This window comes from Stenotrophomonas sp. 169, assembly GCF_014621775.1.
In the GTDB taxonomy this organism is placed as follows: domain Bacteria; phylum Pseudomonadota; class Gammaproteobacteria; order Xanthomonadales; family Xanthomonadaceae; genus Stenotrophomonas.
On the sequence record NZ_CP061204.1, the window covers coordinates 1332477 to 1347239 of the forward strand.

Consider the following 14763-nt stretch of genomic DNA (forward strand, 5'->3'; position numbering starts at 1 on the left):
ATGATCTTCGGCATCGTGAGCGTGGCCCACGCCCAGGCGCAGACACCGGCCTCCACCGAGGGGCAGACGCCTGCCGCCGCGGGTGCGCAGGATCTGGATGCCGTGCAGGTCCGGGGCGTGCGTGGCAGTGCGACCGGTGCGGTCGACGCCAAGCAGTCGAAGGCGGAAATCAGCGACTCGGTGGTGGCCGAAGATATCGGCAAATTGCCGGACAACAGCGTCGCCGCGGCGTTGCAGCGGGTGACCGGCGTCCAGGTCGCGCGGGGTGGCGCGGAGGTCGGTACCGTGTTGGTGCGCGGCCTGCCCGATGTGGTGACCACGTTTGATGGTCGCAATGTGTTCACCGCCAGCGGCCGGGGCATCGCGCTGCAGGATATTCCGGCCGACCTGCTGCAGAGCGTGGACGTCTACAAGACCGGCAGCGCGAAGTTCATCGAAGGCGGCATCGGTGGCACCATCGACGTGCACCTGCGCAAGCCCTTTGATCTGGACAAGGACACGACACTGGCGGGCAGCATCAGTGCCGTGCAAGGGGATCAGGCCGATGAGACAAAGCCGAACGGCAGCCTGACGGCCGCGCACAACTGGGACAGTGGCCATGGTCGAATGGGCGTGCTGGGCAGTGTGTCGCTGCAGCAACGCCCTTATCAGGAAAGCAACAGTTTCCACGGCACGTATGACCGCGTCGCGAATCCGGCCGACCCTGCGCAGCAGATCTTCGTGCCCTACAACGCAGGCGGGCTGGTCGCGCGCAACACGCACAAGCGCCGCTCGGCGAACTTCACCTTCCAGTGGGCACCGACCGACAACAGCGAGGTTTACTTCGACACGTTCTACGTGAACTACGAAGGCCGCAACAACGTCAACTACTGGATGCCGTTCCCGGGCCTGGTCAACGCGGGCAATGTGCAGTCGGTCAGCCTGCGACCCGGGACCGACGTCATGGACGGCTTCGTCGCCCGTGATCTCTACACACTGTCCAGCACGCAGGCGCACAAGCAGACATCGGATACGTTCCAGGCCGCACTGGGCGGAAAGTGGAACAACGAGAACGTCACTCTGTCGACCGAGCTGGCCTACACGTGGAGCACCAACAAGCACCGTGCCATGACCTTGGACATGGGCATGGACGCGCCGTTGATGCACATGCGGGATGCGGGCGGTGTGCCCGATACCTGGGCGACCCAGGCTGACGGGTCTCCCTACGATGTCACCAACCCGGCCAACTGGTACTTGAGCCAGTACTACGACAGCTGGGACGAGCAGAAAGGCGAGGAATGGGCGTGGCGAGGCGACAGCACGTTCGCCTTCGAGGCCGGTCCGTTCAGTTCGCTGGATGCCGGCGTCCGGGTCAGCCGCCGCACGGCGTCGAATCATGGTGGCGGTCCGGGTGCGATGGACAACGTGACCGGCCGCCGCGTGTACGCCAACGAGGTACCGGGGCTGGCCGATGTATCGCCGGGCGGCATGCTGGACGGTGCGCGCGCGTTCTCCACGGACCGTTGGGCAGTCGCCAACGCGGCCTATCTGCTGCAGCAGACCGAACAGGTACGGCAGGTGATGGGGCAGTCAGCGGAAGCGCCGCCGGAGCTGGCGTCGCTGTTCTTTGACACACGCGAAGACAATTACGCCGCGTATGTGCAGCTCAACTGGGGCACCACGCTGGGCAGCATTCCGGTGGACGGCCGCATCGGCGTGCGCGCAACGCGCCTGGAATCCCAGCTCGCCGGCACGCGGACGGTGGATGGGGTGGATCGTGCCAGCCAGATCGACACCACCCAGACAAAGTACCTGCCCAACGCCAGCGCGAACTTTTCGCTGCGCGAGGACCTGATCCTGCGCCTTTCCGGCAGTGAAACGATTGCTCGGCCGAACTTTGCCGACCTCAATCCGCAGCTCAGCCTGTTCGAATCCACCGACAGCCTGCCGGCGCGTGGCAGCGGCGGCAATCCCGATCTGCAGGCGGTGGAATCGAAGAACCTGGACGTGTCGCTGGAGTGGTATTTCAAGCCGGGCTCGTTGCTGTCGGTGGCAGGCTTCCACCGCAAACTGGATGGCTATGTGCAGAGCTATGCGGACGACGAGACCATCGGCGGAACGACCTACTCCATCACCCGGCCGCGCAACACCGGCGAGGGCACGCTGAAAGGGTTCGAGGTGGGCTACAGCCAGTTCTATGACTTCCTGCCGGGTTGGCTGTCCGGCTTCGGCACGCAGCTGAACTACACGCGCATCAGCGCCGAAGCCGAATCGCCGACGGGGCAGGTCCAGCCGCTGACCAACGTGTCCAAGCACGCGTTCAATGCGGTACTGATGTATCAGTACGACCGCTTCTCCGCGCGCGTGGCGTGGAACCGGCGCACCGACTATGCGACCAGTTTCAACAGCTCCGGTGACCAGCCCAGCGAGATCCGCCAGGGTGACGAGGATTGGCTGGACGTGGCGTTGAACTACGACATCAATGACCACATCACCGTGTTTGCCGAGGCAACCAACCTGTTGGGTGGCTCGACCCGCAACTACTTCGGCAGTCCACAGTTTCCGCGCGATTTCGCATCGCCGGAGCGGACCTACACCGTGGGTGCGCGCTTCAGGCTCTGACGCGCGCGACGCGTTGCGGATCAGGACCGATCCGATAGTGCTGCATGCGTGCCCATCGCACCATGCAGCACCGTCCGATGGAAAGGTTACCCAACGTGAAGAAGAACATCATCCGGGTCGCGGCGCTGCTGATGGCCTTGTTCACCGTGGCCTGCGTCAGCGCGGCCCCGCGCAATCCGATGAGCGTGCATGTGTTGGACCAGCAGACCGGCTTGCCGGCTGAAGGGGTGCAGGTGATGCTGGCAAAAGCGGAAGGGGATCGCTGGGCGGTGATCAGCAACGGCACCACCGACGTCGACGGCCGCGTGGCCGCGCTCTATCCGCCGGGCAAGGCGCTCGATCCTGGCCGCTACCAGGTCACCTTTCTGACCGGTGCGTGGTACACGCAGCACGGCGGAACCACGTTCTACCCGGAGGTCCAGGTGATCGTGGATGTCGACGGGAAGCTGCCGCATTACCACATCCCGTTGTTGCTCAGCGCTTACGGTTATTCGACCTACCGCGGCAGCTGACATGGCCTTCAGGCGACATCGGCGAAGAACCGCCGGTAGCCGAGCTGCAGCAGCCTGCGTCGATACGCCAAGGTGGGCGCGGCGGCCAGAGTCGACGGGGTAGTCGGGCATGTCGCTGTCGTAGTCCATCGCGAAGCCATCGCTGGGATGATGCACGTCGTAGGACGGCACACCGCGCCGGTCCGGATCGGCGAAGGTGCCCGCGTGCACCCAGGGCAGGTGAGCCACATCGATGAAGCCCTCAAGCTTGCGGCCTGCAAAGCAGTCCATCGGGTAGCAGGGACACACGGCCTGCTGGAAGCCCGCTTTGTCCCAGTGAGGCATCACGGGAATATCGGGCCGCACGCTCTCCTGCGGCCACAGGCAGGTCCATAGCAGTCCATAGCGCTCGACGGTGGGATAGGTGCGCAGGTGCAACTGCGCCTGCACCGGATGGCCGGGCTGGCAGGGGACATCCAGGCAGCGCCCTTCTGCGCCGAACATCAGGCCATGGTAGCGGCAGCGGATACCGCCCGGATCCGCCGTGCCCATGCTCAGCGGCACACCCCGGTGCGGACAGGCATCGGCGGCTGCGACGACAGTCCCTGCCGCGCGGTACAGCACCAGCGGTTGGTCCAGCAGCCGGGCGGCCTGGGGCGCGGCGCGCAGGTCTTCGCTGCGCATCACCGGGAACCAGCAGCGGGCCATGAGGTACCAGTCCGGCGCATCGAAACTGCAGCCGGTCGGCAGCTGGGGGCGGTCCTCGTGGCTGCGCGGACCGAGGTGATGGTGCAGGGCCATGCGGTGCTTCTCCAGCGGTGGCGTGAGGAAATGCTGGATCCCACGCAGGTCCTGCTTCCATGCAGGATGCTGCAAAGCGCACTTCTGTTGACCGGCCGCGTCGTGTCCCGTCGTGCCGACCAGTCCGCTGCGCCACGCAGGCGCGATGTTATAACGCGTGTGATGGTGTCCACCGCCCTGCGCGCGTAGCCTGCACGCATCGCACTGGAGATCCCGATGGGACACGATCACAACCATCTTCCGAACGAAATCCGCCACGAGAAGCCGCTGTGGTGGGCACTGGGCCTGACGGCCGCCTTCCTGCTGGTCGAGGTGATCGGCGCGTTTGTCACCAACAGTCTGGCGCTGCTGTCCGACGCTGCGCACATGGCCACCGATACGCTGGCGTTGATGATCGCGCTGGTAGCGGTGCGCTTGAGTCGCCGGCCGCCCGATGCGCGACGCACCTATGGCTACGCCCGGTTGGAAGCGCTCGGCGCGATGTTCAACGGCGGCATGCTGTTTGTCGTGGCCGGATACATTCTGTGGGAGGCCGTCGCACGGTTCCGCCAGCCGCAGGAGATCGCGTCGACCGGCATGTTGGTCATCGCGGCGATCGGCTTGGCGGTGAACCTCATCGCGATGCGCCTGCTGAAAGCGGGCAGCGGCGAGAGCCTGAACGTGAAAGGGGCCTACCTGGAAGTGTGGGCGGACATGCTCGGCTCGGTGGCGGTGATCATTGGCGCGCTGCTGATCCGCTGGACCGGCTGGAAAGTCATCGATCCGATCCTGGCGGTGCTGATCGGGTTGTGGGTGCTGCCACGCACGTGGGTGTTGATGCGCGAAGCGATAAACGTGCTGCTGGAGGGTGTGCCGAAGGGCATCGTATTGTCTGAGGTTCGAGGCAGTCTGTGCAGCCACGCCAGTGTCGTGGATGTGCACGACCTGCACGTGTGGGCGCTGGCGTCGAGCACCCCGGCGCTGAGCGCGCACGTGGTGGTGGCCGAAGGGGCGGACACCGACCAGGTACGTAGGGAACTGGCCGATGCGTTGCACGAACGCCACGGAATAGACCACGTCACGTTGCAGCTGGAAGCCGACCACTGCGGCGACGCCTGCGCGGTCGGACCGACGGCAAAAGCGCACGATCACGGTCATCACGGTCACGTGCACCACTGACGCTGGTGCTGGTGGTGGTGGTGGTGGTGCTGGTGCTGGTGGTAGAGCCGACTTCAGTCGGCTGTGTTTCGCGATGGACCAGCCGACTGAAGTCGGCGCTACCGAGGGCAATGCCGCCGAGCGCGGCTCGGCGCTACACTATCGGCCTGCCTTCCCGATGTTGGAGACCCTGCAGTGACCCGTAAACTCGTACTGTTGCGCCACGGCCAGAGCCAGTGGAACCTGGACAACCGTTTCACCGGTTGGGTCGATGTCGAACTCACGGACAAGGGGCGCCAGGAGGCTGCCGCTGCCGGTCGCCTGATGCGCGAGGAGGGCCTGCAGTTCGATGTGGCGCACACGTCGGTGCTCAAGCGCGCCATCCATACGCTGCAGGGCGCCCTGGCCGAGATGGACCAGGACTGGTTGCCGGTCAGCAAGAGCTGGCGCTTGAACGAGCGCCACTACGGCGGACTGCAGGGCCTGGACAAGGCGGAAACCGCGGCCAAGCATGGCGAGGAGCAGGTCAAGATCTGGCGTCGTTCCTACGACATCCCGCCGCCGCCGATGGACCTTGAGGATCCGGGCCATCCGATCCACGACCGCCGGTATGCCACACTGGACCGCAATGCGCTGCCGGGCACCGAGTCGCTGGCGACCACGCTGGACCGCGTACTGCCGTACTGGTTCGATGCCATCGCACCGCAGTTGAAGGACGGCAAGACCGTACTGGTCACCGCGCACGGCAATTCGCTGCGCGCGCTGTACAAGTATCTCAACGGTGTGTCGCGCGAGCAGATCCTCGAACTCAACATTCCCACCGGCATCCCGTTGCTGTTCGAGCTCAACGACGACCTGACCGTGCAATCGTTCCGTTACCTGGGTGACCCGGAAGCGGCGCGCAAGGCGGCCGAGGCTGTGGCCAACCAAGGCAAAGCAAAGTAAAGGCGGCGGCCGATCGGCCGGCTGGTTGCCCGGTAGAGCCGACTTCAGTCGGCTGCTTTCACCAAGCCGACTGAAGTCGGCTCTACCGTTGCTTTAATCAAGCTGACTGAAGTCGGCTCTACCCTCGGCATGACCGTCGGCACTACCGGGCGTTGGCGTGCACGATGCCCAGCGCTTCATCGGCCTGTGCATCGTCATACCCGGCCTGCCACGCGAAGCGGTGCGCGCTGTCGGGCAGGAACATCACCACCGCCTGCAGCGGCTGCGGGCCGCAATGGCGCATGGCAGTGGCCAGGTACTCATCGTGGCAGTCCGCGCGTACGGTGCGGAAGATGACTTTGTAACCGCCATCGAGGACCTCGCCGTCTTCGACGTCGGTCTGGATCTTGTGCCCTGCGGCCAGCAGGGTGGCGCATTCGCCAAGCAGCGCCTGCGCCTTGGATCGCTGCAGGCCGAAGACCATGACTTCCGGCGCGCGGTAGGTCGCCTGGAATCCGATCGAATAAGAGAACCCGGATTCACCGTCCGGACCGGGCAGCACATGCAGGCAATGCCAGCCGTGCTGCTGGATATCGTCGATCACCTTGCGGTCCTTGGAGCTGTCGGGTGCTGTCATGAAGGTCACGCTGGCCAGTTGATCGGGAGGTCCAGCCCAGTGTCCCACGCCCCGATGGATTCGGGTGTGACCTTTGGCGGTCCCCGGTCTTGCATGTCCGGGCTACCCTCGGGGATTACCTGTTGGAGAGTCCCATGAAGTTGCGCACCTTGGCCCCGCTGGGCCTGACCGTCGCCATCGCGGCATCGCTGGCTGCCTGTGGCAAGTCCGAAACGGCGCCCACTGCCACGGCGAATGCCAGCACGTCGGCCTTCGACCCGTCGCTGATCAAGACGCCGCTGATTTCGCTCAACAGCGCGGATCTGGATACGGCTATTTCTGCGTGTACGGACCTGAACGCGTTTGTGAACCAGAAGTGGCTTACCGCCAATCCCGTGCCGGGTGACCAGACCACCTGGGGGAGCTTCGAAATCCTGCGCGAGCGCTCGCTGGAAGTGCAGCACGCGTTGGTCAAGCAGGCCGCCGACAGCGATGCCAAGGCGGGCTCGGTGGAAGCGAAGATCGGTGACATCTGGAAGACCGGCAGCGATGAAGCGAAGATCGATGCGGCCGGCTTGGCACCGCTGCAGCCGCAGCTGGACAAGATCGCCGCGCTGAACGATACCGCGGCCATCACCCAGTACCTGCGCGACAGCCAGGCGCAGGGGCAGGGCGTGCTGTTCTCGTTGTCGGCCAATGCTGATTACAAGGATTCGGCGAACGTCATCGCCTACGTCGGCCAGAGTGGCCTGGGCCTGCCCGAGAAGGGCTACTACACCGATGCATCGCAGGCGAAGATCCGCGATGCGTACGTGGCCTACATCACCCAGGTGCTGACGCTGTCCGGCGTGGACGCGGCGCAGGCGGCCGAGCAGGCCAAGGCCGTGCTGGCGTTTGAAACGCGATTGGCTGCCGCCTCGCTGTCACGCATCGAACTGCGTGATCCGTCCAAGCGCTACAACCCGGTCAGTGCCGCCGATGCAGACAAGCTGACGCCCAACTTCAGCTGGACCGCACTGTTCGACACGCTGAAGGTACCGGCCGCGCAGAAGTTCTCGCTGGCCCAGCCGCAGTTCTTCACCGAGGTCGACAAGATGCTGGCCGACGTGCCGGCTGCGACCTGGCAGGCCTACCTGCGTTTTCACACCATCGACGATGCCGCGCCCTATTTGAGCAGCAACGTGGAAAAGGCCAACTTCGACTTCTATGGCAAGACGTTGCGGGGCCAGCAGGAAATGCAGCCGCGCTGGAAGCGGGTGCTGGATTCGGTCAACAACGGCATGGGCGAAGCGCTGGGCCAATTGTATGTGGATGCGGTGTTCCCGGCCGAGAGCAAGGAACAGATGCAGCATCTGGTGGACAACCTGTCCGAAGCGCTCAAGGCCCGCCTGGAGAAGCTGGAATGGATGGGCGAAGACACCCGCAGGAAGGCACTGGAGAAGTGGGCCAGCTTCACCCCGAAGATCGGCTACCCGGACAAGTGGCGTGACTGGTCGGGCCTGCAGACCAACGGTGACAGCTTCCTCGGCAACATGCAGGCGGCGCGCGCGTACAACTACCGTTACATGCTGGACAAGATCGGCAAGCCGGTCGACAAGACCGAGTGGGGCATGACCCCGCAGACCGTCAATGCGTACTACAACGCCACCAAGAACGAGATCGTGTTCCCTGCTGCGATCCTGCAGGCACCGTTCTTCGATGCCAAGGCAGACCCGGCGTTGAACTACGGTGGCATCGGCGCGGTGATCGGCCATGAAATGATGCACGGCTATGACGACTCCGGCAGCCAGTTCGCGGCCAACGGAAACTTCGACAACTGGTGGACCGACGCCGACCGCAGTGCCTTCACCCAGCGGACGGACCAGTTGGTCGCGCAGTTCGATGGCTATGAGGCCGTGCCCGGTGTGAACGTCAAGGGCAAGCTGACCCTGGGCGAGAACATCGGCGATCTCGGTGGCCTGACCGTGGCCTATGACGCGCTGCAGATGGCGCTGAAGGAAGATCCGTCGAAGAACGCACCGGTGGACGGTTATACCCAGGACCAGCGCTTCTTCATGAACTGGGCCACCGTGTGGCGTCGCAACTTCACCGACGGCGAACTGCGCGTGCGGTTGAACACCGATCCGCACGCACCGGCGAACTTCCGCGCCAATGGTGCGCCGTCGAACATGCCGTCGTTCGCGGCAGCATTCGAATGCAAGGCGGGGCAGCCGATGGTGCGTGCCGATGACAAGCGCGTTGTGATCTGGTGATCGCACGCGTGTGCTGAGAAATGAAAAACCCGGCGAAAGCCGGGTTTTTTCTGGACAGATCCATCAGCCGGCCGCGACCTCGTCGCACTTCAGGTACTCCTGCTGCGTGATCTTCCATGCGGTAGCGGCATCGAATCCCGGCACCACCAGTCCGGTGTCCTTGCCGGTGAACGCCGACATGCCGTGGCTCAGCATGTAGGTGGGGGCGTAGCGCGGCGGACCCAGGCGCTCTGCGAGGAGGCACAGACTTTTCTGGTAGGCGTCCGCGTGGGCCATGCGGTCCTGCAGCGCGGCGCTGAACGCAGCCATCTGCCCGTCTCCAGCAGACTCGAAGCTGGCGACCAGGTTCATCTTGAGCGCGCCGTAGGCACCGTGTGCGGTTCTGTCTGCCACGCGTTGCGTATCGAAGTGGGCGAACACACCGGCGATGGAGAAAAGGTCTGCGCCGTCGGTATTGCGCCCGGCCTGGATGCAGCTGGGGATGGCGGCCATCAGGTCGGCTGGCGAGTCGTTGGCGGTCACATCCTTCAGCGCGGTGCAGGGCAGCGAGCGGGTTGCCTGCAGGTTGCCCGCCGCACGTTGATCGACCGTCTTGGCGTGGCCTGCCAAGGGCATGAGCAGGCAAGCAAGCAGGGCGGGGAGGCGCGTGAGTCCGTGCATGGTGATGCGTCCGTGTTGTGATGCAGAGGATGGAGTGTAGATGAGGCATCGCCATTGGTAGCGCCGACCCACGGTCGGCGAGCGCAGCGGCAGGTCAGGTCATGCATCGGTGCGTTTGCGGTAGCGCCGACCCATGGTCGGCGAGCGCAGCGGCAGCCGACTGACGTCAGCCCGGGGCCAGCGTGGTCAGCAGTGCGCGCGCTGCGTTGAAGCGGTCTTCCGGCAATGGCAACGGATGCTTGATCCGCAGCTTGTCCGGACCGTCCATGCTGTACAGATTGGACTGCTTCTGGATCAGCTGGATCACGGACATCGGATCGATGTTCGGTTTGGCTTCGAAGACGATGCGACCGCCGGATTCGCCCAGATCGAGCTTGCGGATGCCCAGTTCGTTGGCCTGCAGTTTCAGCTCGGCAATGGCGAACATATGCTTGGCCGGATCGGGCAACAGGCCGAAGCGGTCGATCATCTCCACCTGCAGTTCGCGCAGCGATGCACTGTCACGCGCGCTGGAAATGCGCTTGTACAGGGTCAGGCGCGTATGCACGTCGGGCAGGTAGTCATTCGGAATCAGCGACGGCACATGCAGTTCCACCTCGGCGCCGCGGACTTCCTGCCCCGCATCCAGATCGGGCAGTTTGCCCAGCCGGATGCTGCGCACGGCGCGTTCCAGCAGCTCGGTGTACAGGCTGAAGCCCACTTCAGCCATCTGGCCGCTCTGGTCTTCGCCCAGCAGCTCGCCGGCACCACGGATCTCCAGATCGTGGGTCGCCAGGGTGAAGCCGGCGCCCAGCTCATCCATCGAGGCGATCGCATCGAGCCGCTTTTCCGCGTCGGGTGTGATCGACCGGCGGTCCGGCACGACGAGATAGGCGTACGCGCGGTGGTGCGAACGACCGACGCGGCCACGCAGCTGGTGCAGCTGCGCCAGCCCGAAGCGGTCCGCCCGGTTGATGATGATGGTGTTCGCGTTGGGGATGTCGATGCCCGATTCGATGATCGTGGTCGACAGCAGCACATTGAAGCGCTGCTTCTGGAATTCCAGCATCACCCGTTCCAGCTCGCGCTCCGGCATCTGCCCGTGGGCAATGCCGATGCGCGCCTCCGGCACCAGCTCGGACAGCTCGCGCTGCATGCGGCCGATGCTCTCCACGTCGTTGTGCAGGAAATAAAGCTGCCCGCCGCGCGCCAGCTCGCGCTGGAAGGCTTCGCGCAGCAGCGCGTCGTCCCATTGGGTGATGAAGGTCTGCACCGCCAGCCGGTTCGGCGGCGGCGTGGCAATGATCGACAGGTCGCGCAGGCCGGCCATGGCCATGTTGAGCGTGCGCGGGATCGGCGTGGCCGTCAGGGTCAGTAGATGCACGTTGGCGCGCATCGCTTTCAACGCTTCCTTCTGCCGCACACCGAAACGCTGTTCTTCATCGACCACCACGAGGCCAAGATCCTTGAACTTCACATCCGGCTGCAGCAGCCGGTGCGTGCCAATGATCACGTCGATGGTGCCCTCGGCGACCTTTTCCAGTTCCGCCTTGATCTCTTTGGTGGATTTGAAGCGCGACAGCACTTCCACCTTCATCGGATAGTCGGCGAAGCGGTCGCGGAAGTTGCGGTAATGCTGTTCTGCCAGCAGCGTGGTCGGCACCAGCACCGCGACCTGCTTGCCGGCGCTGGCCGCAGCGAAGGCAGCACGCACGGCCACTTCGGTCTTGCCGAAGCCCACGTCACCGCAGACCACGCGGTCCATCGGTTGGCTGCTGGCGAGATCGCGCAGGGTGGCGTCGATGGCGGCCAGCTGGTCGGGAGTCTCTTCGAACGGAAAGCCGGCCGCGAAGGGTTCGTACATGGAACGGTCCACGTCCAGCGCCAGGCCTGCACGCGCCCGACGACGTGCCTGGATTTCCAGCAGTTCGGCGGCGACATCGCGCACCTTCTCCGCGGCCTTGCGCTTGGCTTTGGTCCACTGTTCGCCACCCAGCGAATGCAACGGCGCGGTATCGGCCGATGCGCCGGAGTAGCGACTGATCAGGTGCAGTTGGGCAACCGGCACATACAGCCGATCCCCCTTCGCGTACTCGATCTCGAGGAACTCGCCGGGCATTCCGCCCACGTCCATTGCGATCAAGCCGCGGTAGCGACCTACGCCGTGGTCTTCGTGGACGATCGGTGCACCTTCGGTCAGCTCGCCAAGGTCGCGGATGATCGCTTCGGGCTCGCGACCGGCGCGGCGCGAGCGGCGCTGCTGGCCTGCGCGCTCCGGGAACAGCTGGCGTTCGGTCAGCACCGCGATGCGCGGATCGTCCAGCGCGAAGCCGTCTTCCAACGGTGCAACGGTGATCGCGAAGCGCTCGCTGCCGGCAAGGAACGAGGGCAGGTCGACCACGACGGGCGGCTTCAATGAAGCGGCCTGCAGTACTTCCAGCAGCGCTTCCCGTCGGCCTGCCGTATCGGCGGCGATCAGGATGCGGCCCGGGTATTCCTTGACGAACGAGGCCAGTGCCTGGCCCGCCGTTGCATCACGTGCGGCCACCGGCAGTGGCGGCAGCTTGGTATCGCCCAGGGGCTGGGCCTGCTCGATGCGTGCGTGTTCGGGCGGCCACACTTCCACCCGTGGCAGGTCGTTGAGCTTCTCGCGCAGCAGATCCGGCGACAGATACAGCTGGTCCGGCGGCAGCAGCGGGCGTTCGACGTCATGCCGGCGCTGTTCGTAGCGCTGGCTGGTCTGTGCCCAGAACGCAGCGGCCGCCTCGCCCACGCCCGGTGCCATGACCGGCAGCACGTCGGCGGAAAAGTAATCGAACAGCGTGGCGGTGCGGTCGAAGAACAGCGGCAGGTAATACTCGATGCCCGCCGGTGCCAGGCGGGACTTGAGATCCTGGTACAGCGAGCTGCGACGGGTATCCACGTCGAAGCGCTCGCGCAGCGCGTCCATCACCCGCGAGATGCTGGCGTCGTCCATCGGCACTTCGCGCCCGGGCAGCATGTGCACGGCCTGGACCTTGTCCAGCGAGCGCTGCGTCTCCGGGTCGAAGGCACGGATGGTGTCGATGTCTTCATCCAGCAGTTCCACCCGCAGCGGCTCGCGGGCTCCCATCGGATAGACATCCAGCAGGCCACCGCGCACGGCGAAATCGCCCGGGTCCATCACCTGCGGCACATTGCGGTAGCCAGCACTTTCCAGACGGCGTTTTTCCGCATCAAGGTCCAGTCGCTGGCCAACCTGCAGATCGAAGCTGCCGCCGATCACGTACTGCTTCGGTGCCAGATGCTGCATCAGCGTCTGCACGGGTACCACCACCAGGCCGCGCTTCAGGCCGGGCAGGCGATGCAGTGCGGAAAGGCGCTGGGAAATGATGTCCGGATGCGGGCTGAAACGATCGTAGGGCAGCGTCTCCCAATCCGGGAACGCCACCACAGGCAAGCTGTCGTCGGCACCGAGCAGGGTGTGCAGATCGGCTTCGATCTGGTTGGCACCGTGGTTGTCCGGAGCGACGACCAGCAGCGGGCCGTCGTGTGCCTGCGCCGCACGGGCGAGGTACCACGCGAGCGCCGTGGCGGAGCTGGGAGCGCGCCACCAGGCGCGGAGCTGGCCGGGACGGGGCAGCGGCGGAATGGGATAAGGAGAGCGCGACATTGGCCGCCGATTCTATCAGAGGCCGTTGTGCAGACCGGGACAACGCTGCAACAAGCCCGAACGCGGCGCCGCGCCATGCCCGGTGCGCGCGGCGGCCCGGGATGGATCGCCGGGCAGCGCCCGGCGCACGCGCCTCAGTTATCCAGTTCCAGCACCATCCGCACCAGGCCGGGCGTGCCCTGCGGGTGCGGCACCGGCTTGAAGCCCAGCGAGTCGGCCAGCTGCTTCATCGGCTCGTTCTCTTCGGCGACATCGCCATACAGGCGATCCAGGTACTTGCCGCGAGCCCATTTCACCAGCTTGCGCATCAACTGCCGGCCAAGCCCCTGGCCGATCAGGAAGCGGCTGATCAGGATCGCGTACTCGGCTTCACGCGTGCCCTGGATGATCGAGGCGCGGGCTACCGCGCCGACCACGGCTTCACCGGCCGGCAGCGATTCGGCCGCGACCAGCGTGATTTCGGTCTTCGGATTGGGGTGGGTGAGCCGCTGGGTGGTCTCCGGCGAAAGCTCGGTGACCGCCTGCAGGAAGCGGTCACGGATTTCCTCCGGGCCGAACAGGCTGAAAGCAGCCTGCAGCGGCGGGCCGTCTTCTGGCCGGATCGGACGGATCAGCAGTTCGTGGCCGCTGGGGGCCTTGAAGATCTCGTGCCAGGGCGGCATGCGGTTGCGAGTGGCCATACCGGGTTGTTCCTTGGTGGTCCAGCGATTGTGGCATTCCCATGGCCGCACACCGTGAACGAATGGTTCACGGCGATGCACGGCGTCACAGGGGCCTATTCGGCGGTCTTCAACCAATCGATGCGGGTGCTGGCACCCGTTTCACCGAGGTGCTGCTTCAGCGCCGGCAGGGCCGGGCCGACGATCCGGTCGAACTGGAAGGGGGCATTGAGGATAAGCATGCCGCTGCCGTTGAGGCGCAACGGCGATTCGTCCGGGCGCACCAGCAGCTCGATGGTCAGGGCGGACTTGAACGGCAGCGCGGTTGCCTTGCGCAGGAAGTGGAGGATGGTGCGGCGCTGCTTGATCGGGAACCAGACCGCGCAGGTGGCCTGTGGCCAACGCTCGTAGGTTTCCTTCAACGTGGCCAGGATGCGGATGTACTCAGCGTCCTGCCCTTCGTAAGGCGGATCGATCAACACCAGACCGCGGCCGATCTTGGCCCCGTTGGCCTTCGGCGGCACCAGGGCCCGCACTTTTTCGTAACCGTCGCCTTCGTAGACGCCGACCCGCGCATCGTTGGCGAACACCTTCCGCAGGGCAGCGGCTTCTTCGGGCTGCAGTTCGCAGGCCGCAAGACGGTCCTGCGGACGCAGCGCCTGGGCGGCCAGCAGCGGCGAGCCCGGGTAGTTGATCATCGCGCCGACCGGATTATCGGCCTGCACCGCCTTCAGGTAGCGCTCGACCACCTCGGGCAGCTTGGGCTGGGACATCAGGCGCATCACCCCCTCTTCGGCCTCCAGGGTCTTGCGGCCCTCTTCGCTGGCCATCAGGTAGCGGCCGCGGCCGGCATGGGTGTCGAGCACGAAGAACGGGCTGTCCTTGCGCTTGAAGCTGTCGATCAGGGCGAGCAGTACGATGTGCTTGAGGACATCGGCATGGTTGCCGGCATGGAAGGCGTGGCGGTAGTTCATGGGGCGCAGTGTACGGG

Annotated in this window: 10 protein-coding genes and 1 pseudogene; 5 read left to right on the top strand and 6 right to left on the bottom strand. The window is 65.2% G+C overall.

Annotated features, from left to right (window positions below):
* Entirely contained in the window at positions 1-2601 is a 2601-nt protein-coding gene (locus ICJ04_RS05690) for a TonB-dependent receptor (protein WP_188327214.1), read from the top strand.
* Positions 2602-2780: 179 nt separating this feature from the next.
* Positions 2781-3113 carry a hydroxyisourate hydrolase gene (gene uraH, locus ICJ04_RS05695; protein ID WP_223203041.1) on the top strand — a complete coding sequence of 111 codons (333 nt, stop codon included), beginning with the start codon at positions 2781-2783 and terminating at the stop codon, positions 3111-3113.
* 447 nt (positions 3114-3560) lie between these two features.
* Here uraH and ICJ04_RS18520 read toward each other — a convergent pair.
* Positions 3561-4130, bottom strand: a pseudogene (locus tag ICJ04_RS18520) (Rieske 2Fe-2S domain-containing protein); the annotation flags it as partial.
* Here ICJ04_RS18520 and ICJ04_RS05705 point away from each other — a divergent pair.
* Positions 4110-5051 carry a cation diffusion facilitator family transporter gene (locus ICJ04_RS05705; protein WP_188326571.1) on the top strand — a complete coding sequence of 314 codons (942 nt, stop codon included), beginning with the start codon at positions 4110-4112 and terminating at the stop codon, positions 5049-5051. The pseudogene ICJ04_RS18520 and the gene ICJ04_RS05705 overlap by 21 nt on opposite strands.
* Before the next feature lie 174 nt (positions 5052-5225).
* The gene (gene gpmA / locus ICJ04_RS05710; protein ID WP_188326572.1) at positions 5226-5975 is read left to right on the top strand and encodes a 2,3-diphosphoglycerate-dependent phosphoglycerate mutase; all 750 of its coding nucleotides are present in this window, start codon (positions 5226-5228) and stop codon (positions 5973-5975) included.
* Positions 5976-6117: 142 nt separating this feature from the next.
* Here the strand turns inward: gpmA and ICJ04_RS05715 are convergent, their stop codons facing one another.
* Complete coding sequence (locus ICJ04_RS05715; protein ID WP_188326573.1) at positions 6118-6591, bottom strand: DUF4262 domain-containing protein; 474 nt, start codon at positions 6589-6591, stop codon at positions 6118-6120.
* A gap of 134 nt (positions 6592-6725) precedes the next feature.
* Here ICJ04_RS05715 and ICJ04_RS05720 point away from each other — a divergent pair, with 134 nt between their 5' ends.
* A complete protein-coding gene (locus ICJ04_RS05720; protein ID WP_188326574.1) occupies positions 6726-8822 on the top strand; it encodes a M13 family metallopeptidase in 2097 nt (698 codons plus the stop codon).
* Positions 8823-8885: 63 nt separating this feature from the next.
* On the opposite strand, the gene ICJ04_RS05725 is transcribed toward ICJ04_RS05720, so the two are convergent.
* The 4 genes from ICJ04_RS05725 to rlmJ all read right to left on the bottom strand — a co-directional run bounded on the left by ICJ04_RS05725 (position 8886) and on the right by rlmJ (position 14746).
* Positions 8886-9482, bottom strand: coding sequence for a hypothetical protein (locus ICJ04_RS05725; protein ID WP_188326575.1), 597 nt, complete (start codon positions 9480-9482; stop codon positions 8886-8888).
* Between the two features lie 166 nt (positions 9483-9648).
* Positions 9649-13113: a transcription-repair coupling factor gene (gene mfd, locus ICJ04_RS05730; protein WP_188326576.1), complete on the bottom strand. Its 3465-nt coding sequence runs from the start codon at positions 13111-13113 to the stop codon at positions 9649-9651.
* Between the two features lie 134 nt (positions 13114-13247).
* On the bottom strand, positions 13248-13793 hold the full coding sequence (locus tag ICJ04_RS05735; protein WP_101098371.1) for a GNAT family N-acetyltransferase: 546 nt from the start codon (positions 13791-13793) through the stop codon (positions 13248-13250).
* A gap of 95 nt (positions 13794-13888) precedes the next feature.
* The gene (gene rlmJ / locus ICJ04_RS05740; protein WP_188326577.1) at positions 13889-14746 is read right to left on the bottom strand and encodes a 23S rRNA (adenine(2030)-N(6))-methyltransferase RlmJ; all 858 of its coding nucleotides are present in this window, start codon (positions 14744-14746) and stop codon (positions 13889-13891) included.
* Positions 14747-14763 lie beyond the last annotated feature (17 nt).

Bases quoted from the DNA above. Each gene is read 5' to 3' on its own strand.
- ICJ04_RS05690 (WP_188327214.1), top strand. From the start codon at position 1: ATGATCTTCGGCATCGTGAGCGTGGCCCACGCCCAGGCGCAGACACCG.
- uraH (WP_223203041.1), top strand. From the start codon at position 2,781: ATGAGCGTGCATGTGTTGGACCAGCAGACCGGCTTGCCGGCTGAAGGG.
- ICJ04_RS05705 (WP_188326571.1), top strand. From the start codon at position 4,110: ATGGGACACGATCACAACCATCTTCCGAACGAAATCCGCCACGAGAAG.
- ICJ04_RS05715 (WP_188326573.1), bottom strand. From the start codon at position 6,591: ATGACAGCACCCGACAGCTCCAAGGACCGCAAGGTGATCGACGATATC.
- ICJ04_RS05720 (WP_188326574.1), top strand. From the start codon at position 6,726: ATGAAGTTGCGCACCTTGGCCCCGCTGGGCCTGACCGTCGCCATCGCG.
- ICJ04_RS05725 (WP_188326575.1), bottom strand. From the start codon at position 9,482: ATGCACGGACTCACGCGCCTCCCCGCCCTGCTTGCTTGCCTGCTCATG.
- mfd (WP_188326576.1), bottom strand. From the start codon at position 13,113: ATGTCGCGCTCTCCTTATCCCATTCCGCCGCTGCCCCGTCCCGGCCAG.
- ICJ04_RS05735 (WP_101098371.1), bottom strand. From the start codon at position 13,793: ATGGCCACTCGCAACCGCATGCCGCCCTGGCACGAGATCTTCAAGGCC.
- rlmJ (WP_188326577.1), bottom strand. From the start codon at position 14,746: ATGAACTACCGCCACGCCTTCCATGCCGGCAACCATGCCGATGTCCTC.